Annotated in this window: 19 protein-coding genes and 2 pseudogenes; 3 read left to right on the forward strand and 18 right to left on the reverse strand. The window is 68.7% G+C overall.

Features of this window, described 5'->3' with window-relative positions; translation table 11 throughout:
• Window positions 1–122 precede the first annotated feature (122 nt).
• The 8 genes and pseudogenes from obgE to ABZT17_RS40980 all read right to left on the reverse strand — a co-directional run.
• Window positions 123–1,565, reverse strand: coding sequence for a GTPase ObgE (obgE, locus tag ABZT17_RS40945; protein ID WP_356357150.1), 1,443 nt, complete (start codon window positions 1,563–1,565; stop codon window positions 123–125).
• Window positions 1,566–1,687: 122 nt separating this feature from the next.
• A complete protein-coding gene (gene rpmA / locus ABZT17_RS40950; RefSeq protein WP_356357152.1) occupies window positions 1,688–1,942 on the reverse strand; it encodes a 50S ribosomal protein L27 in 255 nt (84 codons plus the stop codon).
• A 14-nt stretch (window positions 1,943–1,956) separates the two neighbouring features.
• Window positions 1,957–2,277: a 50S ribosomal protein L21 gene (rplU, locus tag ABZT17_RS40955; RefSeq protein WP_007381993.1), complete on the reverse strand. Its 321-nt coding sequence runs from the start codon at window positions 2,275–2,277 to the stop codon at window positions 1,957–1,959.
• A 250-nt stretch (window positions 2,278–2,527) separates the two neighbouring features.
• A complete protein-coding gene (locus tag ABZT17_RS40960; protein WP_356357154.1) occupies window positions 2,528–6,739 on the reverse strand; it encodes an Rne/Rng family ribonuclease in 4,212 nt (1,403 codons plus the stop codon).
• A 275-nt stretch (window positions 6,740–7,014) separates the two neighbouring features.
• Complete coding sequence (locus ABZT17_RS40965) at window positions 7,015–7,797, reverse strand: TIGR03936 family radical SAM-associated protein (RefSeq protein WP_356357156.1); 783 nt, start codon at window positions 7,795–7,797, stop codon at window positions 7,015–7,017.
• 48 nt (window positions 7,798–7,845) lie between these two features.
• Window positions 7,846–8,943, reverse strand: coding sequence for a hypothetical protein (locus ABZT17_RS40970; RefSeq protein ID WP_356357177.1), 1,098 nt, complete (start codon window positions 8,941–8,943; stop codon window positions 7,846–7,848).
• An 826-nt stretch (window positions 8,944–9,769) separates the two neighbouring features.
• Window positions 9,770–10,328, reverse strand: a pseudogene (locus tag ABZT17_RS40975) (PP2C family protein-serine/threonine phosphatase); the annotation flags it as partial.
• Window positions 10,329–10,456: 128 nt separating this feature from the next.
• Window positions 10,457–10,576, reverse strand: a pseudogene (locus tag ABZT17_RS40980) (peptide-methionine (S)-S-oxide reductase); the annotation flags it as partial.
• Between the two features lie 415 nt (window positions 10,577–10,991).
• On the opposite strand from ABZT17_RS40980, the gene ABZT17_RS40985 reads away from it, so the two are divergent.
• Entirely contained in the window at window positions 10,992–12,605 is a 1,614-nt protein-coding gene (locus ABZT17_RS40985) for a recombinase family protein (protein WP_356357158.1), read from the forward strand.
• 189 nt (window positions 12,606–12,794) lie between these two features.
• Here ABZT17_RS40985 and ABZT17_RS40990 read toward each other — a convergent pair whose 3' ends face one another.
• The 4 genes from ABZT17_RS40990 to ABZT17_RS41005 all read right to left on the reverse strand — a co-directional run bounded on the left by ABZT17_RS40990 (window position 12,795) and on the right by ABZT17_RS41005 (window position 16,294).
• On the reverse strand, window positions 12,795–14,210 hold the full coding sequence (locus ABZT17_RS40990) for a replication initiator (protein ID WP_356357179.1): 1,416 nt from the start codon (window positions 14,208–14,210) through the stop codon (window positions 12,795–12,797).
• A gap of 241 nt (window positions 14,211–14,451) precedes the next feature.
• Window positions 14,452–14,649 (reverse strand): hypothetical protein, encoded by a 198-nt coding sequence (locus tag ABZT17_RS40995; RefSeq protein ID WP_356357160.1) that lies wholly within the window; start codon window positions 14,647–14,649, stop codon window positions 14,452–14,454.
• The gene (locus tag ABZT17_RS41000) at window positions 14,646–15,947 is read right to left on the reverse strand and encodes an FtsK/SpoIIIE domain-containing protein (RefSeq protein ID WP_356357181.1); all 1,302 of its coding nucleotides are present in this window, start codon (window positions 15,945–15,947) and stop codon (window positions 14,646–14,648) included. Before ABZT17_RS41000 ends, ABZT17_RS40995 begins: the two co-directional genes overlap by 4 nt.
• Complete coding sequence (locus ABZT17_RS41005) at window positions 15,947–16,294, reverse strand: hypothetical protein (protein ID WP_356357162.1); 348 nt, start codon at window positions 16,292–16,294, stop codon at window positions 15,947–15,949. The genes ABZT17_RS41000 and ABZT17_RS41005 overlap by 1 nt, the downstream gene beginning before the upstream one ends.
• A 165-nt stretch (window positions 16,295–16,459) precedes the next feature.
• On the opposite strand from ABZT17_RS41005, the gene ABZT17_RS41010 reads away from it, so the two are divergent.
• Window positions 16,460–17,236: a GntR family transcriptional regulator gene (locus ABZT17_RS41010; protein WP_356357163.1), complete on the forward strand. Its 777-nt coding sequence runs from the start codon at window positions 16,460–16,462 to the stop codon at window positions 17,234–17,236.
• Window positions 17,237–17,643: 407 nt separating this feature from the next.
• On the opposite strand, the gene ABZT17_RS41015 is transcribed toward ABZT17_RS41010, so the two are convergent.
• Both ABZT17_RS41015 and ABZT17_RS41020 read right to left on the reverse strand, forming a co-directional pair.
• Window positions 17,644–17,940, reverse strand: a complete 297-nt coding sequence (locus tag ABZT17_RS41015) for a hypothetical protein (RefSeq protein ID WP_356357165.1) — start codon at window positions 17,938–17,940, stop codon at window positions 17,644–17,646.
• Between the two features lie 310 nt (window positions 17,941–18,250).
• Window positions 18,251–18,814: an ATP-binding protein gene (locus ABZT17_RS41020; RefSeq protein ID WP_356357167.1), complete on the reverse strand. Its 564-nt coding sequence runs from the start codon at window positions 18,812–18,814 to the stop codon at window positions 18,251–18,253.
• Between the two features lie 263 nt (window positions 18,815–19,077).
• Here ABZT17_RS41020 and ABZT17_RS41025 point away from each other — a divergent pair, with 263 nt between their 5' ends.
• The gene (locus ABZT17_RS41025; protein ID WP_356357169.1) at window positions 19,078–20,430 is read left to right on the forward strand and encodes a tetratricopeptide repeat protein; all 1,353 of its coding nucleotides are present in this window, start codon (window positions 19,078–19,080) and stop codon (window positions 20,428–20,430) included.
• Between the two features lie 135 nt (window positions 20,431–20,565).
• Here ABZT17_RS41025 and ABZT17_RS41030 read toward each other — a convergent pair whose 3' ends face one another.
• The 4 genes from ABZT17_RS41030 to ABZT17_RS41045 form a co-directional block, all read right to left on the reverse strand.
• Entirely contained in the window at window positions 20,566–21,063 is a 498-nt protein-coding gene (locus ABZT17_RS41030; RefSeq protein ID WP_356357171.1) for a hypothetical protein, read from the reverse strand.
• A 26-nt stretch (window positions 21,064–21,089) separates the two neighbouring features.
• A complete protein-coding gene (locus ABZT17_RS41035) occupies window positions 21,090–21,785 on the reverse strand; it encodes a hypothetical protein (RefSeq protein WP_356357172.1) in 696 nt (231 codons plus the stop codon).
• Between the two features lie 154 nt (window positions 21,786–21,939).
• Window positions 21,940–22,425, reverse strand: coding sequence for a hypothetical protein (locus tag ABZT17_RS41040; RefSeq protein ID WP_356357174.1), 486 nt, complete (start codon window positions 22,423–22,425; stop codon window positions 21,940–21,942).
• A 328-nt stretch (window positions 22,426–22,753) separates the two neighbouring features.
• Window positions 22,754–23,154, reverse strand: a 401-nt coding sequence (locus ABZT17_RS41045) for a transposase (protein ID WP_356357176.1), incomplete at its 5' end; no start/stop codon positions are given.

Below are 23,154 nucleotides of genomic sequence, written 5' to 3' on the forward strand. Positions count from 1 at the left end.
TGCCCCCTCTGGGGGAGTTTGAGGACGAGGCCGTTCAGGCCGAAGCGGGGGTCTGGGGGCGGCAGCCCCCAGTCACCGGCACCGGCACCGGCACCGGCACCGGCACCGGCACCGGCAGCGCCCTACTCGGTGAACGGGTCGAAGTCGCCGTACTCCCGCTCCGCGTCATCCCGCTCCGCCTGCTTGTCCCGCCGCCGCTGCGCCGCAGGCCTGGGCGCCTCGAAGCGGTGGTCCTCGCCACGCCGTCCCAGCATCTCCGCCCCGGACATCATCGACGGCTCCCAGTCGAAGACGACCGCGTTGTCCTCGGGCCCGATGGCGACACCGTCGCCCGCCCGGGCGCCCGCCTTCATCAACTCCTCTTCCACACCGAGGCGGTTGAGCCGGTCCGCGAGATATCCCACGGCCTCGTCGTTGTTGAAGTCGGTCTGCCGCACCCAGCGTTCGGGCTTCTCGCCCCGCACCCGGAACAGCCCGTCCTCCTCCGGCGTCACGGTGAAGCCCGCGTCGTCGACGGCCTTGGGGCGGATCACGATCCGCGTCGCCTCTTCCTTCGGCTTCGCGGCCCGGTGCTTCGCCACCAGCTCCGCGAGCGCGAACGACAGCTCCCGCAGCCCGAGATGGGCCACCGCGGACACCTCGAAGACCCGGTATCCCCGTGCCTCCAGATCCGGCCGCACCATCTCCGCGAGGTCCTTGCCGTCCGGTACGTCGATCTTGTTCAGCACGACGATCCGCGGCCGCCGGTCGAGGCCGCCGTACTGCTTGAGCTCCTCCTCGATGACATCGAGGTCGGAGACGGGGTCCCGCTCGGACTCCAGGGTCGCGGTGTCCAGCACATGCACGAGCACACTGCACCGCTCCACATGCCGCAGGAACTCGAGACCCAGTCCCTTGCCCTGGCTGGCACCGGGGATCAGTCCGGGCACGTCCGCGATGGTGTACACGGTCGAACCGGCCGTCACCACACCCAGGTTGGGCACGAGCGTCGTGAACGGGTAGTCCGCGATCTTCGGCTTGGCGGCGCTCAGCACCGAGATCAGCGAGGACTTGCCCGCGCTCGGATAGCCGACGAGCGCCACGTCGGCGACCGTCTTCAGCTCCAGGACGATGTCCTGCAGATCCCCGGTCACACCGAGCAGCGCGAACCCGGGCGCCTTGCGGCGGGCGGACGCCAGAGCGGCGTTGCCCAGCCCGCCCCGGCCGCCCTGCGCGGCGACGTACGAGGTGCCGTGTCCGACGAGGTCGGCGAGGACATTGCCGGCCTTGTCCAGCACCACGGTCCCGTCCGGCACCGGAAGGACCAGGTCCTCGCCGTCCTTGCCGGACCGGTTGCCGCCCTCGCCGGGCTTGCCGTTGGTGGCCTTGCGGTGCGGGGAGTGGTGGTAGTCGAGCAGTGTCGTCACCGACTGGTCGACGGTGAGGATCACATCCCCACCCCGGCCGCCGTTCCCGCCGTCGGGCCCGCCGAGCGGCTTGAACTTCTCACGGTGGACGGAGGCACAGCCGTGACCTCCGTTACCCGCGGCGACATGCAGCTCGACGCGGTCCACGAAGGTGGTCATCGGGTGTGCCTCCAGATACGTACGGGACTGTCTCTTGTACTAACACGCGAAAGGCGGACCCGCCTTCCCACCAGGGAAGTGAGGTCCGCCTCGCGAAAAGCTTCCGATCAGTTGCCTGAGCCTCAGGCGACCGGAACGATGTTCACGACCTTGCGGCCACGGAACGTACCGAACTCCACCGCACCGGCGTTCAGCGCGAACAGCGTGTCGTCGCCGCCACGGCCAACGCCCGCACCCGGGTGGAAGTGGGTACCGCGCTGGCGGACCAGGATCTCGCCCGCGTTGACGACCTGACCGCCGAAGCGCTTCACGCCGAGGCGCTGAGCGTTGGAGTCACGACCGTTACGGGTGGACGATGCGCCCTTCTTGTGTGCCATCTCTCCTCAGTCCCTTACTTCGCAGCCGCGGGGATCTCAGTGACCTTGATCGCCGTGTACTGCTGGCGGTGGCCCTGACGACGGCGGTAACCGGTCTTGTTCTTGTAGCGAAGGATGTCGATCTTGACGCCCTTGTGGTGATCCACGACCTCGGCCTGGACCTTGATGCCGGCCAGGACCCACGGGTCGCTGGTCACAGCGTCGCCGTCGACAACGAGCAGGGTCGAGAGCTCGACCGTGTCGCCAACCTTGGCGGTGGAAATCTTGTCAACCTCAACGATGTCGCCGACAGCAACCTTGTGCTGGCGACCACCGCTGCGCACGATGGCGTACACGCGGATCTCACTCTCTCGCTCGGGAACGGCACCCCCGCAGTCCAGCCACCCGGCACGGGCGGCCTCTCCGGAGCACCCAGTGCCCTGGAGGAATGAGGTTTACGGGGATGTGGCGCGCCCATATCCAAGGACACGCCGACGGTCAAGGTTACGGGGCCGCGGCCGAGGGGGTCAAACCGGGCCGGGCCCCACGGGTATGCGGCCGATCACACCGACCGACCGCACCCCTGCCTCGTACTGCTCGAACTGCTCAGCTCTCGTCGGCGGCTGCCGAGACCGCGGTCTTCTTCGCCGTCGTCTTGGCCGCTGCCGTCTTGGCGGTCGTCGCCGCCTTCTTGGCCGTGGCCTTCTTCGCGGCCGTCTTCTTGGCCGCCGTCTTCTTGGTGGCCGCCTTCTTCGCGGTCGCCTTCTTGGCCGTCTTGCGGGCGGCCGTCTTCTTGGCCGGAGCGGCCTCCTCGACGCCGTCCCCGGCACCCTCGCCCTCGGCCGCCGGAGTGGCCGACGTCTCCGCGGCCGACGGGACGACCACGACGGCCGCCTCCTCGGACGCGGTGGGCGCGGTCTCCTTGCGCACCGCGCGACGCCGCGGACGGGCCGGGGCGGCGCTCTCGGCGGGCGCCTCGGGCTCCGTGGCGACCGCCTCGGCGGCCTGCACGGCGGCGGGCGCGGCCTCCACGGCCGGCGCGGCCTCGGTGACCGTCACCACGGCGGCCTCGGCCCCGGCCGGCGAACCGGCGGGCGCGGACACCTTGCGGGTGGCCCGACGGCGCGTACGGCCCTTGGGCGCGGTCTCCTCGACAGCGGCGGGCGCCTCGGACGCGGCCGCCTCGACCACCGGGTCCTCCGCGGCGACCGGCTCGGCGTGCGCCTCGGCGGCCCGCTCCGGCCGCACCGGAAGCCCGGCCTCGACCTCGGCCGTCACCTCCTGCGCGGTCGGCGCGCTCTCCTCGGCTCGGGCCTCCTCACGCCCGGCGGAACGCCGCTCGTCGCGACGGTCCTCACCGCGCGGCGCACCCGCCGGAGCCGAGGCCCGCCGGCTCGCCCGGCGCCGCGAACGACCACCTCGTACGGCGGCCTCCGCCTCGGCGACGCTGCTGTACAGCTCCTCGTCGGGCTCGAAGGCGGGCGCGGAGAGGGCGACAGGCTCGGCGACCTCGGCGGCGAGCTCGGCCTCCGTCTCGGTCTCCTCCACGTCCGGGGCGTCGACGGCCACCGCCGCCTCGTGCACGTGCTCGTGCCCGTCGCCGCCCCGCCCGCGCTTGCGGCGCTTGCCGCCGCCGCCGGCGGAGGTCGGCTGTTCCATGTGCACGATGACACCGCGGCCGTTGCAGTGGACGCAGGTCTCGGAGAAGGACTCCAGCAGGCCCTGGCCGACCCGCTTGCGGGTCATCTGGACCAGGCCCAGCGAGGTCACCTCCGCCACCTGGTGCTTGGTCCGGTCCCGGCCCAGGCACTCCAGCAGGCGCCGCAGCACCAGGTCCCGGTTGGACTCCAGGACCATGTCGATGAAGTCGATGACGATGATGCCGCCGAGGTCGCGCAGCCGCAGCTGACGGACGATCTCCTCGGCCGCCTCCAGGTTGTTCCTGGTGACGGTCTCCTCGAGGTTGCCGCCCTGACCGGTGAACTTGCCGGTGTTGACGTCGACGACGACCATCGCCTCGGTCCGGTCGATCACCAGCGAACCGCCGCTGGGCAGCCAGACCTTGCGGTCCAGCGCCTTCGCCAGCTGCTCGTCGATCCGGTACGTGGAAAAGACGTCGACCTCGCTGGTCCACTTCGACAGCCGGTCGGCCAGGTCGGGCGCGACGTGCGCGACGTATCCGTGGATGGTCTCCCACGCGTCGTCGCCGCTGACGACGACCTTGGTGAAGTCCTCGTTGAAGATGTCCCGCACGACCCGAACGGTCATGTCCGGCTCGCCGTACAGGAGCGTCGGGGCGTTGCCGCCCTTCGACTTCTTCTGGATGTCCTCCCACTGCGCCTGGAGCCGCTCGACGTCCCTGCGCAGCTCGTCCTCCGAAGCGCCCTCGGCGGCCGTACGGACGATGACGCCCGCGTCCTCGGGGACGATCTTCTTGAGGATGGTCTTCAGCCGGGCCCGCTCGGTGTCGGGCAGCTTGCGGCTGATACCGGTCATCGAGCCCTCGGGGACGTACACGAGGTAGCGACCGGGGAGGGAGACCTGGCTGGTGAGGCGCGCGCCCTTGTGCCCGATCGGGTCCTTCGTCACCTGGACGAGCACGGACTGCCCGGACTTCAGCGCGCTCTCGATGCGCCGCGGCCCGTTGGCCATGCCGAGCGCCTCGAAGTTCACCTCACCGGCGTAGAGGACGGCGTTGCGGCCCTTGCCGATGTCGATGAAGGCGGCCTCCATCGAGGGCAGCACGTTCTGCACCTTGCCCAGGTACACGTTGCCGACGTACGAGGTGGCCTGCTCCTTGTTGACGTAGTGCTCGACGAGCACGCCGTCCTCCAGGACGCCGATCTGCGTACGCTCACCGCTCTGCCGGACGACCATCACGCGCTCGACGGCCTCGCGGCGGGCGAGGAACTCGGCCTCGGTGATGATCGGGACGCGGCGGCGGCCCTGCTCACGGCCTTCGCGACGCCGCTGCTTCTTGGCCTCCAGACGCGTGGAGCCCTTGATGGACTGCACCTCGTCGGACGGCTCCGACTTCGGGCGCGGTTCGCGGACCTTGACGACGGTGCGCTCGGGGTCGCCGTCACCGGGCTCGGTGTCCACGCCGGAGTCACCGGCGCGACGGCGACGCCGACGGCGGCGACGGCTGCTGGAGCTGGAGCCGCCGGGCTCGTCGTGCGCGTCCTCGTCGTCCTCCTCCTCCTGCTCGGCGGTGTCCTCGGCGTCCTGGGAGGCCTGCTCGGCGGCGATGTCCTCGCCGTCCTCGCCCTCGTCGTCCACGCCGGCCTCGGCGGACTCGCCGCGACGGCGACGGCGGCCACCGCGCCGACGGCGGCGCCGCGACCCGGTCTCCTCGGACTCGTCACCGTCACCGGCGTCCTCGACCGACTCCTCGGCCTCGTCCGCCTCGTCCGCCTCGTCCTCCACGGCGGTCTCGGCGACCGGGGCCGTCTCGGCCTCGTCGCCGAACGCGCCGCCCCGGCGACGACGCCGGCGGCGCGCCCCGGCGGGCTCCTCCTGGAACTCGTCCTCCGGCTCGGCGACCTCGGCCTCGGCCTGCGCGGCGGCCGCGGCGGCGGCCCGCTGCGGCGTCTGGAACATCGGCTCGGCGAACACCGGCGCCTGGAACACGGCCACGGCGGGCCGCGCCGGCCGCTTCGGCTCCTCTTCCTCGGCCGCTTCGTCTCCGGCCCTGACGGCGGCGGGCGCGGAGAACCCGGTGGCGGCCTTGCGCGCCACCCGACGACGCCCACGGCGCGGAGCGGCGTCCTCGTCGGCGGGGGCCTCGGCGGCGGGCACCTCGGTCGTACGGGCCTCGGCGGCAGGCGCTTCGGCCGCACCGGCGGACGCCTGCGCCGACTCGGCACCGGCGGTCACGGCCGCCTCGGCACCTTCGGGCGCTCCGGCCGGCGCGGACACACGGCGGGTGGCCCGACGGCGGGTGCGACGCGGAGCGGCGTCCTCGGCGGCCTCGCCGGACACGACAGCCTCCTCGGACACGACAGCCTCCTCGGCTACGACGGTTTCGGCGGCCACCGCGGGAACGGCGGCCTCGGTCACGGCGGCCGACTCGGCCTGCGCGACCTGCGTGGTGGGGGCGGCCTCGCCGGCGTCGGCCGACTGCGGCGCACCGGCGGGCGCGGAGGCCCGGCGGGTGGCGCGGCGGCGGGTACGACCGGCGGGCGCGGGCTCCTCTGCGGGAACCTCGGCGACGGCAGGCGCCTCGGCGACCGCTGCGGTCTCCGGGACGGTTTCGGCGCTTTCGGCGGCGGCCGCGGGCACGACGCTCTCCGCACCCTCACCGGCAGCGGGCGTCCCGGCAGGCGCGGTCGCACGGCGCGTCGCGCGACGGCGGGTACGGCGCGGAGCGACGTCCTCGCCGTCCTCACCGGACACGGCGGCCTCCTGGGCCTCGGCACTCACCGGCGTCTCGTCGGCGGCGACCGGGGCGGTGGCGGGCAGCACGGTCTCGGCGGCCTCGGCCGCGGGCGCGGCCCCGGCGGGCGCGGAGGCGCGACGCGTGGCACGACGGCGGGGACGACCGGCGGGCGCGGGCTCCTCGGCGGGAACCTCGGTCTCGACCTCGGCGTCGGCAGCGATCACCGGCTCGATGTTCTCGTCGACCTTCTGGTCTTCGTCGGCCATGTGGTCGTCGTCGGTCGGTATGGCCGACGCGGTGATCTCCTCCGGCGTTTCGGAGGTGCCCCCGGCGGGCGGTCCCGCGGGGCGTGAAGCGGCACGGCGCCGACGACGCGGCGGCAGGGTGTCGCTGGGGGTGTTCAGTTCGGAACCCTCTTGGGGTTCGGTCGGCTCGAGCATGCGGGCTTATCTCCCGTCAGGCTCCCGGGCGCCGCGCCTGGTCCGGCGTCGATCGTGAGGATCGACCGCCGTTGACGTCCGCGGCCCGCGCGATGCGCGTGTGCCGCCGTCCGGGGCGCGGGCGCCGCACGGGAGCTCTCTGTGTCCTGTCTCGCCGGTTCCGTACGCCATGTTGCGTACGGCCTGGCGAAAGTCTTCTGGTCGGTGCGCTGCCCGACCCAGGTGGCTCCCGAGTCCGAGGGCGGCGCTACGACGTCCGTCCTTCGCGGGACCTTCTACGCAGGCGCCTTCGCGGCGGCAGCGGTATCGGCCGTATGGAGGGCCGTCGCTGCCTCGCGGTCGGGCGCGAGCGGGTCGGTCACCGTGCCGGTCTCTTCATCGAGCAGCCCCTGCGCCAGCCTGGTCACCGCTGCGGGGACCGGCGGCGCCAGGTCGGCCACGGCGCGGAGACCGGACAGGACGTCGTCGGGTCGTACGGCAGGCGTCACGTGCCGAACAACCAGCCGCAGTATCGCACAGGGCTGGTCGGTCGGCCTATCAGCCCCGTCACTATGCGTTTCATGAGCTGCGCGCACCTGGAGATCGACGACCGCGGGGCGGGCGTCGAAGGTCCGTACGCCGTTCTTCGTCATCCGCTGGACCTCGACGGTCTCGGCGGTGTCGAAGGCGGCGACGGCCCGCTCGGCCTCGGCCGGCTCCACGCCCTCCAGCCGCAGCTCCCACACGGAAGCCGTGAGCCGGTCGGCGAGGCCGGAGGTCCGGGCCTCGACCGCGTCGACGATGTCGAGCCCGGTGGGCAGCGACTCGTCGAGCAGAAGCCTCAGCTTCTCCGGATCGCGCGCCTCGGTCAGGGCGATCTCCAGGAACTCCGCCTCACTGCCCGTGCCGGTGGGTGCGGCATTGGCGTACGACACCTTCGGATGCGGCGTGAACCCCGCCGAGTACGCCATCGGCACCTCGGCACGGCGCAGCGCACGCTCGAAGGCGCGCTGGAAGTCACGGTGGCTGGTGAACCGGAGGCGGCCGCGCTTGGTGTAGCGCAGTCGGATGCGCTGCACCGCGGGTGCGGGCGGCGGGCCTTCGGGCTGTCGCTTGCCCAGTGTCGCTCAGTCCTTCGTGAGTGCGGTCGTACTGCTACCTAGAGTACGTGTCTCGGGGCCCGTCGGTTCCCGCCGGTCGAGCGCTTCCACCCGCCGGGGCTCGCCGAGGAGCATCCGCCGGAAGTCGGCGCGGGCCTGCCGTACGGACTCCCGGGCGGCGGCCAGCGCCTCGCGTGCCGCCCGCCCCGCACTGCGCGCGACGGCGGCAACGGGCCGCACCAGGACGTCCCTGACGACATGTCCCACGGGGGTGAGGACGGTCCGGTACGCCCAGCGGACGGGTTCCACGAAAACCCATCGGAAGAGGGTCGCCAGCGCCCGCCCCACGGCGAGCGAAATCCGCCCGGCCACCCGCCAGGCATGCCCGAGCGCGTCCCACACCTCCCGCCCGACGACGGCGAGGACCCGCCCCACGGGGACGAGAACCCAGCGCCACAGGGCCAGCGCGGGCAGCACGAACAGCACCCTGCCGATCCAGTACAGCGCGGTACCGATCCCGTCGAAGAGCATCTCGAGCACCCACAGCACCCCCCGCGCGCACCAGGCGATCAGCCGTCCGACCGGGGCGAGGATCCACTCGTACACCCACCGGCCGGGTACGACGAGGAGGTACCGGGCGAGCCAGGCCACGACGGCGTACACCCCGCCGGCGATCGCGGCGAGCACCAGGCCGGTCCCCCGCAGGAACCAGGCGACGGCACGCCCGACGGGAGTGAGCACGCGCGCGTACAGCCACGCCAGCATGGACACGAGGGCATGGCCCAGGGGCGTGAGGACCTGCCGGTACAGCCAGGTGAGGGGAATGACGAGCAGAACCTTCCCGAGCCACCCGAGCGCCTTGCCGACGGGTACGACGCCGTACCGCCACAGCGCGACCAGCGGCCACACGAACACCGCTCGCGCCAGCCACGACAGGGCCCGCCCCAGCGGCCTGAACACCGTGTCCCGCAGGAACCGCCCCACCACCACGAGCGCGTCCCACACCATCCGCACCGGCACGACCAGCACGAGCACGACGATCCGCACCGGAATACGGATCGCCACGGCCAGACACCCTTCAGGCGTCTGCCGCAGGGGCGGCTCGTGGCGTTTCTCCAGGTCCATACCGACGTAGACGCGTCGGTCGGCCGGATGGATGCGCTGTCCGGACACCAGGTCCACCCGCCCTCGGCCTGTGCGGTCGTTCCGGAGGCCGGGGGAGGTGGCGAGACGCCAGACGGCAAGCCGTCGCGGAAACAGGTCAACCGGCAGCGCCGCCGGACGGGTTGGGCCACTACGAGGAGGCCCTGGCCGACTACACCCGCGCCCACGGCCTTCATCCGGACGACGCCTGGTTCCACGTCGAACCCGCGGTCACCCCGCGCCTGTTGAACCGTCAACGCCCTACTGCTGAGAACCCTGGCAAGCCGGCGAAAGGGGTGCGGGCTGTCCCCCACTCGCAAGTCCCGTTGCATCCGGGGACGTCGGCGTGGCGCGCACACCGGCAAAGGAGACCCAGCCCGAGCCGTCCGAGAGATGGAACCAGACGTCGTTGTTGAACGGGGCGCTATTCGTCGGATAAGCCACAGCCGCGTGAACCCAACCGTCCACGCCTATGCTGTGGTTGCCGGCAAGGCCGCCTATCTGTTTCGAAAGCACTGTCGGAGCTGTCCGGACAGCGGTTCCGTACGGCGCCCAACGGTTCTGTGCGTACACCTGAAAAGGCGAGCACCCGCCCTTGAATCCGATGACACCGACTCCAGAGGCCGACGCCTTGTGTCCCCAAGGGGTGTACTGCCACCAGATCGGCGGGCCTGTAAGCAATACAAATGCAAGTACGATCGAGATGATGATCCCGGTCACAGGCTTACTGATCCAGTCACGCACGACTCCATGGTGACCCATCGCGGTAGCCCGGGGAATAGACGCTTTTCCACTGCCTCGAGCCGCGTCAACCGGGCCACCCCGGTACGTACCGCACCGCCGGCAGCGCCACGTCGTCGTCGTTGTCCGGTGGCCGCGCGCGGGACAGCAACTCGTCGGTGAAGGGCTCCACGGGGCGGTGGGCCAGGACCGCGGCATACCGCCTCAGCCGGTCCATGCCCTCGTCCAGGGTGCGGGTCCGGGACTCGATCAGACCGTCGGTGTAGAGGACCAGGGTGGCTCCGGGCGGCAGTTCCGCCGTCGCGTCGGGGCGGGCCTGCCCGGGCCTGACACCCAGGAGGATTCCATGACCGCCGGTCAGATAGCGGGCCACACCCTCACGGGTGACCAGCAGCGGAGGAGGATGGCCGGCGTTCGTCCAGGACAGCCGGCACCGGCCGGCGCTCTCCGTCATACGGGCGAAGACCAGCGTGGCCATGGAGACCTCAGCGATGTCCGACGCCGCTGCGCAGTTGCGCCATGCCGGCCGCCGCCTCCAGGTCGTGGCCGACGACGTCCCCGACGGCGAGGGCGGTGGCGCCGTCGGACAGGGTGAACGCGTCGTACCAGTCGCCGCCCACATGGGAGGTCCGGCAGGCTGCGGAAGCGCACCCAGCGGTCGTCGTAGGCAGTGCGCAGTTCATGGGCGACGGAGGGCCCTTCGGGAACTGGCGCTGCCACAGTGCTGACATACGGTCTCTGCCCAGGTCGCTGCTCATCCCTCGGCCGGTGCCACGCCGATCGGGCAGGAGACTCCAGTCCCGCCCAACCCGCAGTACCCGCCCGGGTTTTTGCTGCTCGAAAGGTACTGCCGGTGGTAGCTCTCAGCCCGGTAAATGATGCTCAACGCCTGCTCCTGCCGGCCAGCGGCTACCCGACGGTGCGAACGGTCGTGGACAGTCCCCTCGCGGGCCGCCGACCCTCACGCCCATGCCACCTCAGAGACGATCTGGGAAGCCCTTGCAGGGCCCGGCAGTGGCGTCCGGGACGGTGCCGACTGCGCCAGTGGGCGAGAACGCGGACCGCCGACCGCAGCCGCGACCTCGCCCTCACTCACCCCCGCCAGCGCCTCAATCACCCGATCGAGTGCCTCGCTCACGTCAGTGCGTGTGACCGCTCGGCGCCGACGTCGGACCCGCGTTCTTGACCGTAAGAGGCAACAGCTTCTTGCCAGTCGGGCCGATCTGGATGTGGGTGTCCATCTGCGGGCATATGGACACATGGTCAGAACCAGCTCTACCGTTCTTGACATGGGAACCCGTACACGGAAGCGCACAGCAACTGACCATAAGCAGTACTCAGTTGAAGCCGAGTGGACTGCTGCAGATCTCGCGCTCCTAGAGGAGCTGAAGGCGGCTGAGGCCCTACTGCCCGAGGACGCCCCTCGGGCTCTCTTATCCATCCGCTTGTCTGTCCTGACGGACGAAACCACGTCGCCCGTCCGGCAGGAGTTGGATCTCCGCATCCTGGCAAGGGAGCGGGGCAGTCGAGTTGTCGGCGTCGCCTCAGACCTGAACGTGTCGGCGACGAAGGTTCCGCCATGGAAGAGGAAAGATCTCGGGGACTGGCTGAATAACCGATCCCCCGAGTTCGACGAGTTGTTGTTCTGGAAGCTGGACCGCTTCGTCCGTCGCCTCTCCGATCTCTCGACGATGATCGAGTGGAGCCTGAAGCGCGGGAAGAACCTGGTCTCGAAGCACGACAGCCTTGATCTCACGACCACGGCCGGGAAGATCATGGTCACGATCATCGGCGGCATCGCTGAGATCGAAGCGGCCAACACCTCCACCCGCGTCACGAGCCTGTGGGACTACGCGAAGACCCAGGAAGAGTGGATCATCGGCAAGCCGGCATACGGCTACGTCACAGGTGAAGACGGCTCGGGGAAGCCCGGTCTCGTCATCGAGCCCAATGCACACAAGGCTCTGCACTGGGCTCGGCGTATGGCACTTCGGGGACGCTCCGCCCGGTTCATGGTGCGCTGCCTGAAGCGTTCCGGCCTCATGAGCCAAGGGCTCACCGTGGCAACGCTCCACCGCCGCCTCCGCAACCCTGCACTCCTCGGCTACCGAGTAGAAGAGGACAAGCAGGGAGGCCAGCGACGCTCGAAGCCTGTTCTCGGCAAGGACGGCAGGCCGATCAAGGTTGCTCCCCCGATCTTCACCACGGAGGAGTTCGAGACCCTCGGCGCCGCCCTCGACAAGCGCAAGAAGAACCAGCCCCCGCGCCGGGTCGGCGGAGCGACTCAGTTCCTCGGTGTCCTCCTGTGCGCCGACTGCAAGACGAACATGATCGTGCACATTACGAACAACGCGTGGGGGACCTACCAGTACCTACGGTGCCGCAACTGCAAGAGCGGCGGCCTTGGCGCACCCAACCCCGAGCAGGTCTACGAGCGCCTCGTGGAGGACGTGCTCAAGGTTCTCGGGGACTTCCCTGTGCAGGTGCGCCAGTACGCCGAAGGTGCCGAAGTGCGGCGGGAGATCAAGCGACTTCAAGCCTCCATCGCGCTCTACATGACAGAGCTCGAACCCGGGGGTCGGTACACGAAGACCCGGTTCACGAAGGAGCAGGCAGAGGCGACTCTGGACAAACTCATTGCGGAACTCGAAGCGATCGACCCAGAGACGGCGAAGGACCGATGGGTCAACGTCCACGGGGGCAAGACGTTCCGCGAGCACTGGCAGGAAGGTGGCATGGAGGCGATGTCCGCAGACCTGTACCGAGTTGGCATCCGATGCGAGGTCACTCGTACGAAGGTGCCGAAGGTACGTGCCCCGAAGGTGCACCTTCGCCTGTTGATTCCGAAGGACGTACGCGAGCGCCTCGTGATCCGTGAGGACGACTTCGCCGACGCCCTCTGACACAGTCCGGCCCCCACACGAAACGGCCGCCTCTCCCAGCTTCGGGGGGAGGCGGCTTCGTGTATCACTCGAACCACGACTCAGCGTCGAACGGTCTTTCCGTGCCGTCTTCATCCACAATCACGATCTCACTCTCGATCAGGCTCTTGGTCCCGCCGTCGGTTGAAGCGTCGCGCTCAGGCAGAGGAGTTATTGGCTCCACCCCACCTCTTGCCTCGCATCCGCGCCGAGCCGTCGGGACTCCGCAAGGTCTTCGGCGATGCCCGTCGCTATGAGAGCGGCACCGGGGGTGTGACCGGAGCCGACGTAGCGCCACTGCCGTTCCGTGATCGCGTCGGGCGCCTTGGCCTGGCCGACATGGCGAGCCCGTTCCGCGCGGAGCGCCGCATACGTCGTGGAATAGGCGCGGGACTTGGTGAGGATGTGGCCTCGGTAGCCGAGGGTGTGTGTCCAGGCATGGAGGCGGAAGTGTGCGTACTCGGGGAGGACGCCGAGACGCCAACAGGTACGCATGAGAGTGCGGACGTGCGAGCTAACGGAGGCCGCTTCAATGTCGGCGCAGGTCGAGACCGGATGGTCGATGCCGGCGCCTGTCTCGCTCGCGCCTTTCGTGACGTACTTGGCCACGTATGCGGCGACCGCGTCATCGGCGGGCCCGTCGCCATCGACGTGCAGCGGTCGCACGTCAATCTGAGCGCCCCAGCCCAAGGCCAACTCACCCACGGCCGGACTGTACGAAGTGCGGATCAGAACCCGTAGGGCGGAGGCACGCACGGCGTCGGTGAGGAGTTCTGCCGTGCCCCAGGCCGGGGGTTCTTCACCAGGCCCGTGCGGACCGTCGAGGCGAACGACGGCATGGACGTGGACGGCCGCACGTTTCTGGTACTCGGCCACCCTCGCGAAGGAGAGTCGGGCGTGCTGGGCGAAGTGGGACTGTACGAGACCGACCGAGGAGGCCAGGCGCCGCCGTACGTCGATGACGAACCGGTCCCACAGCTTGGAGGCGTGTGCGTGCCACAACACGTGGGCGGTGTAGTCGTAGCAGTCGGGGCACAGCGGTTGGCCGATGGCGGGGGCGTCAGTGTGGTGCGTGGTGCCGCAGCCGAGAGGCCGTCCGTGTTCACAGGTTCCGCCGTCGCGTCGAGGACGGCATACCTCCCCCATCCTGTGCACCGCCCCAAAGGACGGAGCGGTCAGGGTGACGAACAGCCGGGGACGATTGCGAACCGTAGCGGGGACGTTCTTGCCGCCGAGGAGGCCAGCGCGGACGAGGTGGTACGTGTCCCCCGCGTGGAGCCGGGAGCAGGCCGGGCAGACGGTTGCGCGGCGGTTGCGGCAGCGGACGAGGAGGCGTTCGCCGGGTTCATGGCGGGTGTCGTAGTTGCTCAAGATCTCGCCGGTTGTGCCGTCGAGAGTGGTCGTGGAGCCGGAGAGGTGGATGGGGTGGGAGCAGCCGCCGGTTGCGGTGACCTGCTCCAGCCAGCGCGGGAACTGTGGGTCTTGGGCGATACGGATGGCGTCGCGGTCCGCTTCGGAGAGCTGTCGCAGGCGCGCCGCGCGGTCGAGGACGGCGCGCCTGTCAGCCGAGGTGTGTTCCGGGGTAATGGTGGTGACCTTCCGGGGTTGGCCGCCGTAACGGCACGGATGTTGATGGGTGGGGCGCTGTCGGTCATGGGGATCGCTCCCTTGCGTGCGTCGAGTGGGAGGGGCGGGTCAGCGGATGGTTCCGGTGCCCCGGCAGACGCGGCAGCGCCGCAGCCGTCCGGTCCAGGTCTTGCGGGCTCCGTCGCCCTTGCAGTGCGGGCACCTCACGCGAGGCATCGGCATGACTGGGTGTCCCTTCTGCTCAGTGGTGGGAGAAGCCGGTGATCAGCCAGGTGACGAGCCCGTGGATGGTGAAGATGACGGGGGTCTGGCCGAGGTAGACGCCGAAGAGGCCGACGCAGACCGCTTCCCAGGCACGCACGTCGCGGGAGCGGACGAGGAGGACGGTGATGATCCCGAAGATCACCGCGAACGTGAACGCTGTTCCTTCGCTGATCACTTGCTGTCTCCTTCCAGCACTGCGAGCGCGCGGTCGAGGGCTGGCAGGTGCGGGGTCAGGGCGGCGTACTTCCGGGCCGTGGATACGGCCTCATCGGTCGAGGTGAGGTGGGAGCGGGCGCGGCTCCAGCCGCCGTCCGGTCCGGTGCACACGGCCACGCCGCGTTCCTCGGCTGTGATGGACTGGGCGACGGCCACGGCGTCCTTGTTCAGGTCACCCAGCGTCATTTCGGCGGTGCCGGGGTCGTTGACGCGGTGGCAGATCCGGCCGCCGAGCTGTGCCCGCAGCGCGGTGACACCGGGGCCGAGGTCGGAGCCGACGCGCTGTCCGGCAACGACCAGGTGCAGGCCGAGCGCGGCCCCGAGCTGCGCCAGGCGCAGCAGCAGCGTGGAGCACTGCTCCGCCTCCGCCTTGCCCTCCCGGGTGCCGTCGGAGAGGTAGAGTTCGGCGATCTCGTCGACGATCACGACGACCGGGACCGGCCGGAGCTTGTCCGGCAGCTCCCAGATCGAGCGCACCCTGGCCGACCGGCACATGTTCATGCGGTCTTGCATGTCGACCACCAGGGCCGAGAGCACGGCAACGGCTTCTCTGCGGCAGGTCGCCAGCGCGCTCAACCTGCCGGCGAACAGCCCCAGTTCCATGCCGCCCTTGCAGTCGATCCCGACCAGGGCGACCGGCTGCGTCGCCAACTGTGTGATCAGCCGCGCCAGCAGGGTGGACTTACCGGACCGGGTGGCCCCGGCGATCAACCAGTGCGGAACCAGCCGCAGGTCCATCACCCACGCGCCGCCGGTTTCCAAGGCACCGATGAGCGCGGACAGCAGCTCGGCCGGGGCGGTGGCTAAGCCGGGCCGCTGCAGCGGATCACTGACCATCGCGGTCAGCAGGACGAGCCCGCGTTCCGGCGAGGTGACGCGGACCGCGTGGACCTTCCACGCGTGTACGAACGCGTCCGCCGCCTTCATGTACGTCACCGGGGTCTGCCCCGCGTGCAGCCGCACGACCACCGACAGGCCCATGCGGGTGGCCCTCGGGAAGGAGATCCGAGGCGCAACCGGCCGCAGGGGATCACCCTTGACGACCAGGTCCCCGAGCAACCCGCGCGCCGGACGGCGGGACACCGACAGGTCGTTGAGTACGGCCACCCTGCGCCAGGTCGCCAGCACCCGGCAGACGGTGACCGGGTAGCCCAACAGGTACCAGTGCCAGGCCGGGCGATGCTGGCGCACCAGATCCCCGACGACGAGCACCCAGGCCAGCACCGCGAGCGCGAGGGCGAGCAGGATGGGTCCCATCACGCGTCACCGCCCTTGCCATGCGCGGCGGTGCCGTGCACGGGGGTGACGGCGTCGGCGCGGAAGCTGACGCCGTGCCTCTCGCCCATCGACCACATGAACGCGGTCAACCCGGTGACGCGGACGATCTGTCCTTCCTCGATGCCCTTGGGCTGACCGCTCACGGCAATCTCGATGCCCGAGATCCGGCGCCGGTCCTGCCGCACGGTGACCGCGACGGTCCAGACCGGGTTGCCGTCCCGGTCCCTCTTCACCTCCTGTGTCTCGGGGTTGGTGAGCTTCGCTTCGGGCGCGATGGCGCACCGCAGTACGCCCAGTCGCGTCGTGTCCACGGGAATGGACTGCATTTTGTGTGGCCTCCTTGGCCGGTTGGTTCGCCAGCTCTGATACTGACGTCACTTGTCCTTACGAGTTACGACTATGAAGTGCTGTACGACAGGGATGCAACTACTTATGCTGACGAGTGATGTCGCGCGTGCGACGTGCCTACGACCTCACCCGGAGATGACCCGATGTCAGAGATCCAGCGCCCCGGAGCCCTCTACCAGCAGGTCGCTGCCGCGATCCGGGAAGTGATCCTGTCCGGCGAGTTCGCGCCCGACTCCCTCTTGCCGTCCGAGGCCCAGCTCATGACCCGCTACGGCGTCTCCCGACCCACCGTCCGCAACGCCATCGCAGCCCTGCGCGCGGAAGGCCTTATCGACGTCCGCCACGGCAAGGGCAGCTTCGTCCGCTCCAGCGGACAGCCCACGCTCACCATCGAGCGCCGCATCAGCCGCACCGCCGAGGGCAAGTTCGTCATGCCCAACGGTGACATCTGGCAGGAGGCCGAGGAACCGTCCGCCTACCGGACCCGCACCACGAAGGAGACCGGCCGTCCCCTTCAACTCGGCAAGGAAGAGGCCCTGTTGGGCTGTGATCGTCTGCTCATCGACCCGAGCACCGGGACACGCGCCATGCACCGCACGTTGATCCCGTTCGAGGTCGCTCAGGTCGTGCCCCTGCTCGCCGAAGAGCCGTGCAAGCGCCCGGCGGCGTTCTACCGTCTGCTCACCGACAACGGGCACAAGCTGACCTGGTCCGAGACGGTACGCGCCCACATGCCCCTGCTCGACGAGCGGACCACGCTGAAGCTCCCGGACGCGACTCCGATCCTGCACCTTGCCCGAGTCACCCACGACACCGACGGCCGCCCACTCATCCTCGAAGAACTCCGCATCGGTGCAGACCGCGCCGAAGTCTCCTACCGGATCACCGCCGACAAACAGCCCGCTCGGCGCCGGGCCTGAGCCGCAACGGCAATCGGTCGAAACAGCCTTCACTTCCTCAAGGGCGCGCCTGCGGCGCGCCGGGGCGCCCGGCCGCCCCGGCCGGGCGTGCGGCGTGACCGCCGATCCCGTCCGGACGCCGGACGCCCCACACCGCAGCACACCCGAGGAGGCGAGGCGACGACCAGCCGTCGCAGGCCGGGGTTCACGGGGCTGGGGGTCGACGGCCGCAGAGACTTTAGGCAGCCACCATGGGGCGAGCCTCGAAGAACAGGGGGCCGATCGGGCTGTTGCGGGCAGGTCCAAGGACTGCCCGATCCGCTGGTGAGCGTAAGGCCCCCTGTTCACTCGCCCCATGGCAGCTCCCGCCCAAAGTCCCTGCGGCCGGCGACGTGCCCACCTGCACCGCTCACCAGCGCAAAAGCCCATCACGCTGCACCACCGTCCCCCTGCACGCGTGCCTCCAGGAGACCGGCAAGCCGGTCCACGGCACCGAGCGAGACCAGCAAGCGCACGACCCCGAGCCCGTCCTCATCGGTCGACGCGACGGCGCGCAACTCGAACGGCTCGAACTCCGCTCCGAGGAAGGCCAAGTTCAACCGGTCGGCCGCCTCGCGGGCCTCACGCCAGCCGCCGATGTAGTCGACGCCGGACACCCACAGCCCGAGGTCCGCGCCGGTCACGTCTAAGCCATCGCCGAACCACTCAGCTCCCGCGCCAGTCACCTTGCCACTCCCGTCTAGGTAACAGATCGTCAACTCTCTTTGTCCCAGGGCGAATGCACAGCACAGCGACCCCGGTACCATCAGGCACCGGGGATCGCTGTATCCCCTCCCGGACCACCCCGGTAGCTGCCAGGCGCGGGGGTGGTCCGGTCTCGGTATGAGGTTGTGAAGCGAGGCCCCCGGGTCCGAGTGGGGAACCCGGCGGACAGTCCCGGGGAGCCACGCCCCAATCACCAGAGGTCTGAGCCCCTGGCCCCGGACTGCCGCCAGCTCCCGAAGGAGCAACGCGGAGACGACAGCCCGGAGATCATCAAGACGAGTCGTCGTCGTCTTTGCCGTCGAGGTCAAGGCGGCACCACACGGTCTTGCCGCCCTTGTCTTCCGGCGTCCACCAGGCTGCCGCCGCCAACCGCTGCACGATAAGGAGGCCCCGCCCGCTGTCAGGCAAGATCGCCTCGGACAGCTCGCCCACGAGCCCCGGCAAGAAGTTCTCGCCCATCGGCAGAATCGGCGGTGTCGAATCCTCGTCCGTGACGCCGATGAAGAGCCACTTGGGCCACAGCTTGAAGATCACATCGATGCGCCGCGAACCGCCGGGTTGGGCGAGATTGGGTTCAGGAACGGCATGGTTCACGACGTTGCCCACCAACTCCGAGACGATCAGGCGGGCATCGTCCACGATCTCGCTCACACCGGCGCGCTCAAGGAACACGGCCGTCATATCGCGCGCCACCCGCGCCGAGTCGCGACACTCGGCGAAGAGGGTCAGTGTCAGGAAGTGCCCGTCGGAAGACGGATCGGGCACCGCAAACCAGTGAGCGAACGCATCTAACTCCTGCATCACACGCTCATGCCGCGCTTTCCTCGCGTCCATGACACGGACCACCGTCTCTGGTCACGTCTGCCGAGACCCTCCCGGCAGGGCGCCCCAGAGTGCACCCCCGTTCCCCGCCGTCGCTCCCCCTACTTGGGGACCCCCCTGTTGGGGACCCCCAGGCCCCTTGGGTGCTTCCTGGCCCCACTTGGCCCCTCCGCTTGCCAAGTGCCCTGAGTAGACTCGTCAGTCGGACGGAGCACGAAGATCGAAGAGAAGATCGACCAGAAGAGACGTTAGGTCAATCACGATGGGGAAGTGAGATGACCGTAGCTGCACCAACACCGGCAGCTCTCCCACCTCATGTTCTGGAACGCGCGGACGTGCGGTCGGCGATCTCCAATCACGACTTCGGTGAAGTCTTCAGACTCGCCAAGATCCACGGCAACATCAGCTACGCCAAGATCGCCGAGGCCACCGGCTACAAGCCGGAACACATCGGAAAGATGGCCCGCCCCGAAACCGATGGCAAGGGCGTCCGGCCGCGGATCATCCAGTTCCACAAGATCCTTGAAGTGGTGGACGGCCTACGCATCCCAGGCCATCTCGCCGGACTCGCCACACGCCCCTGGGAGTTGGAACGATCGCCCAAGAGCACCCAGCCGGAAGACCCCAGCACCCTGATCGCGCAGGGTGGCGCAGGCATATGGGACATCGCCGAGATGCTGCGCCGCACTGAGATGTCCAGCATCAACAGCGCTGCGCTTGAGTCCATCGAGCAGGGCATCGACCAACTGGCCCGCGCCTACCCGTACGCGAACGCCGACTACCTCCACGAGCGGACCAAGAACGGGCTGCACTACGTCACCAAGCAGCTCGAAGGCCGCACCACCCTCCGCCAGCACCGCGAACTACTCGTGGACGCCGGTTGGCTGTTCCTGCTGAACGCGTGCGTCCAGTACGACCGGGGCCAACGCGAGGCCGCCAACCTCAGCAAGGCCGCCGCACTCCGCATCGGCGAGGAGGCCGGGCACGGCGAGATCAAGGCATGGGCATGGGAGATCGAGGCTTGGTTCGCACTCACCCAGAGCCGTTGGCAAGACATGCTCGCCGCCGTCGAGGCCGGGCACATCGCTGACCAGACACACTCAGTCGGCGTGCAGCTCTACGCCCACAAAGCCCGCGCCGCCGCCCGCATGGGAGACGCCCGCCTGGTCCGCGACTCCCTGGATGCCGGCCGAGCGCGTCTTGACCGCCTACCGCGCCCCGACCACCCCGAACACCACTTCATCATCGACCCCGACAAGTGGGACTTCTACGAGATGGACGCCTACCGCCTCCTCGGAGACGACGAGCGCGCCGCCGCCCACGCCCGGTCAGTGATCGAGATCAGCACCGGCCCCGACGGTACCGAGATCTCCCCCATGCGCGCCGCAGAAGCCCGCCTCACCCTCGGAGTGGCCGCCGCTCGCACCGGGGAAATCGAAGAGGCTATCAACATGGGCACAAAGGCCCTCGAAGCCGACCGGCGGTCCCTTCCGTCCCTACTTTTAGTCGCCGACGAACTGGATAGAGAACTGCGCGCCATGTACCCCCGTGAAGCCGCGAAACGTAACTTCCATGAGCAGGTCACGGCCATCAAACGAGGCACCACCGGACCCGAACTTCCTTTCTGAAGCGTCAGCGACACGGTTACCCGCACCCGAGATACAGCCCAGCATGACAACGGCCTCTCGGTGGCTGGAATATTCCTCATGAAATCCAGCACCAAGAGGCCGTTAGCGAATTGCATTTTCCCACTCAGTCCAGCGTCACTCTACGCTCGATGACTCCATTTGAGCTGGTGCACCCCGGCCGACGGTCAGCGACCAGCGAACACCTGAAGCTGCCTCAACAGAGACGACTCCGCTGCGCTCCACCCCTGTAACCGCTACCTGATTGTAGGTCGTACTGACTTCCTTGGTGGGGCAATCGAGCGGAAAGGAAACGTGCACCGGTTGCACAGAGACCTTGATTTTCCCTCCCCCCTCGCAGCGCACCGCAACGATCAGCGCATCGTCCTTCTTCCCCGCTTGATACGCAATGTTGGCATTCCCTGTGGTCACCTTCTGACGCCCAGCGAGAATCTCATCATTGTCGAGTTCCGGGGGCGTCTGGACAGAAGGCTGTGAGGCACTAGGGGATGAAGTCACCGTTTCCGAGCCTTCATCAGAAGGAGTCGTAATGGTTTGTTTGGACTGCTTGACGTCATCATCGCTCGATGTGCAAGCAGTCAGCGAGACGAGCGCAGCAGCACACACGATGCTCAATCCCGTCAGAGTCCGGCCAAACAATTTCAGTCCTTCTTTTCCCAGATGGCCCAGCCGATGCGGTGCGGCGTGTAAGTCGTGACGTTCTTCTTGCTGCCCCGGCCACAGTTGACATACACGTACTGGCTGTACCCGTAGGACTTGAGCCGGTACACACCGTAACGGCCGAATGTCGTGGTTTTCGCTGGCGTATCGACCGAAATGCTGTTGCCAATCTTTGTAGTGAGCGAGGTGGAGACGTTCACCCCGAACTTACCCTCGACCTCGGTCACCAACACAGGGCCACTGACCTTGAGTTCGCCGCTGAAGGCGATGCCAACGGTGCCGGAGGTCTCGGAAGTGAACGTGGACTTCGCGGTGCGCGACGTGCCATTGTGATTGGCCTGCTCGGCCCCGACTCCCTTGTGGTAGTCCTTGTCCTTGCTCGTGGCGTAGTAGCGCCAGCCCGGTTCGCAGCCCTGCACATCGGGTGTAGCGCTCGTCTTCGAAGTCGGCACGGAGGGAAGGTCGTCATCCGATGGAACCGACTCAGTTGGCGCAGCCGCAGCCGTTTCGGGGGCGTTCTCAACCAGGTCGGACTCGCCGGGCTGCTCGGGCGGAGCCGTGGCAATCGCGTCACTCGGAGACGCAGACGGATCGTCTGCCGCCAGAGCGGGAGCAGCGCCCGCCAATACGGCTATCGCGACAGCGGGCAGTACCAGAACCTTCTTATGCATGTGCATGACATATCCCCTCGTTTGGCCGGTCGTCGACACTGCGTGATCAGCCACGCACCGGACGGCTGACGAGATCATGTCAGCGCCAAAGCCGGAACTCTAGCTTCCGCGTATTTCCTGAGCTAAACGTGAGCTTCGGCTTCACGGCCCAGCAGACCTGCTACGCGCTCGGAGGCTGGTCAAGTACGGTGCGCACTGCCTTGGCATAGGCGGTGATCCCTTGATCGAGCCAGGTTTGCTCCTCCGCGAGATCACGGCACAGCTGAGATATGTCAGCGCCGTCTCGACGCGCCGCAAGGATGTCCATCGCCCTACTCGCAACCTCACACGAGGCGTCCCGAAGTTCCTCGGCTGTTCTCGCCACGGATTCGGGTCCCTCCACGATCACCATCGACAGGGTGCGGTTCACTGCGTCCACCCGCTCGTTGAGTTCGTCGCTGGCCCGGCTCGCCGTTGCCACATGCGGTGAATCCACATCGCCCTGGTAGCTGCGTTCTCTGACCTGTTCGACGGCAGTGAGAAAAGCAGCGTAGGTCTCCCTCTGCCCTTGCTTACGCCATCGGGCATGCTCACCTGCCTGCTGAACCTGAACTTGTCGTCGTCCTGCCCGACCAGCCAGCGCCGACGCTGTGGTCGTGCCGATCACCCCGATTGAGGCACCTAAGAGAGCTGCCCACCCCTGATCCATTCGGCTAACCCTAAATGGCAGAAGCCACGAATGACCGTCCGAGAGGAGGCGGCCCGTCAGCACCAGCCCACCTCGGAACGGATACCCGGAACAGCCCCAGGAGTTCGACCACTACGGGGACTAGCCTCGATCTTTCTTGACGGTCTGCCGACGGAGTCGGCAGACCGTTTCGCGTTCCGTGGCTGCTGGCGGGCAGGCCGGTAGCCCGACTGACGTGTCGGGTGGGCGCCGGGTTCCACTGCTCCGGGGACGATGGTGCTGTTCGCAGGGACGGGAAAGCTACTGGTCAGACTGGAGTGGCCAGTTGGTCGAGCTGTTCCAGGGCGCCGGTGATGACATGGGTCCAGGGCCAGTGGCGAGCGAGGCGGAGTATCTGGCGGCGGCCGGTGGTGACGAGTTGGCCGGCCGGGCTGAACAGGCGGAGCCTCAAGCGGCGGGGCTCCCAGAGCCGGGCCTTGCCGTTCAGTGCAAGCATCGGCATCCAGGCCAGCAGGTCGAGTGCGATCTGGACGATCTCCAGCCAGACCCTGTTTTGCGCGGTGTCGTGCAGGGGCAGGTTCCGCAGGCCGGTCGCGCGGGCAGCCCGGACGCGGGGCGTTTCCCCTTGAGCGTGGACACCCTGATCATTGGATCGTGATGATCCATAGGACAGGAGTTCCCGTTGGGGACGTCGAAGTACTCGCCTGA

It is taken from the genome of Streptomyces sp. NPDC005648 (assembly GCF_040605395.1).
Taxonomy (GTDB): domain Bacteria; phylum Actinomycetota; class Actinomycetes; order Streptomycetales; family Streptomycetaceae; genus Streptomyces.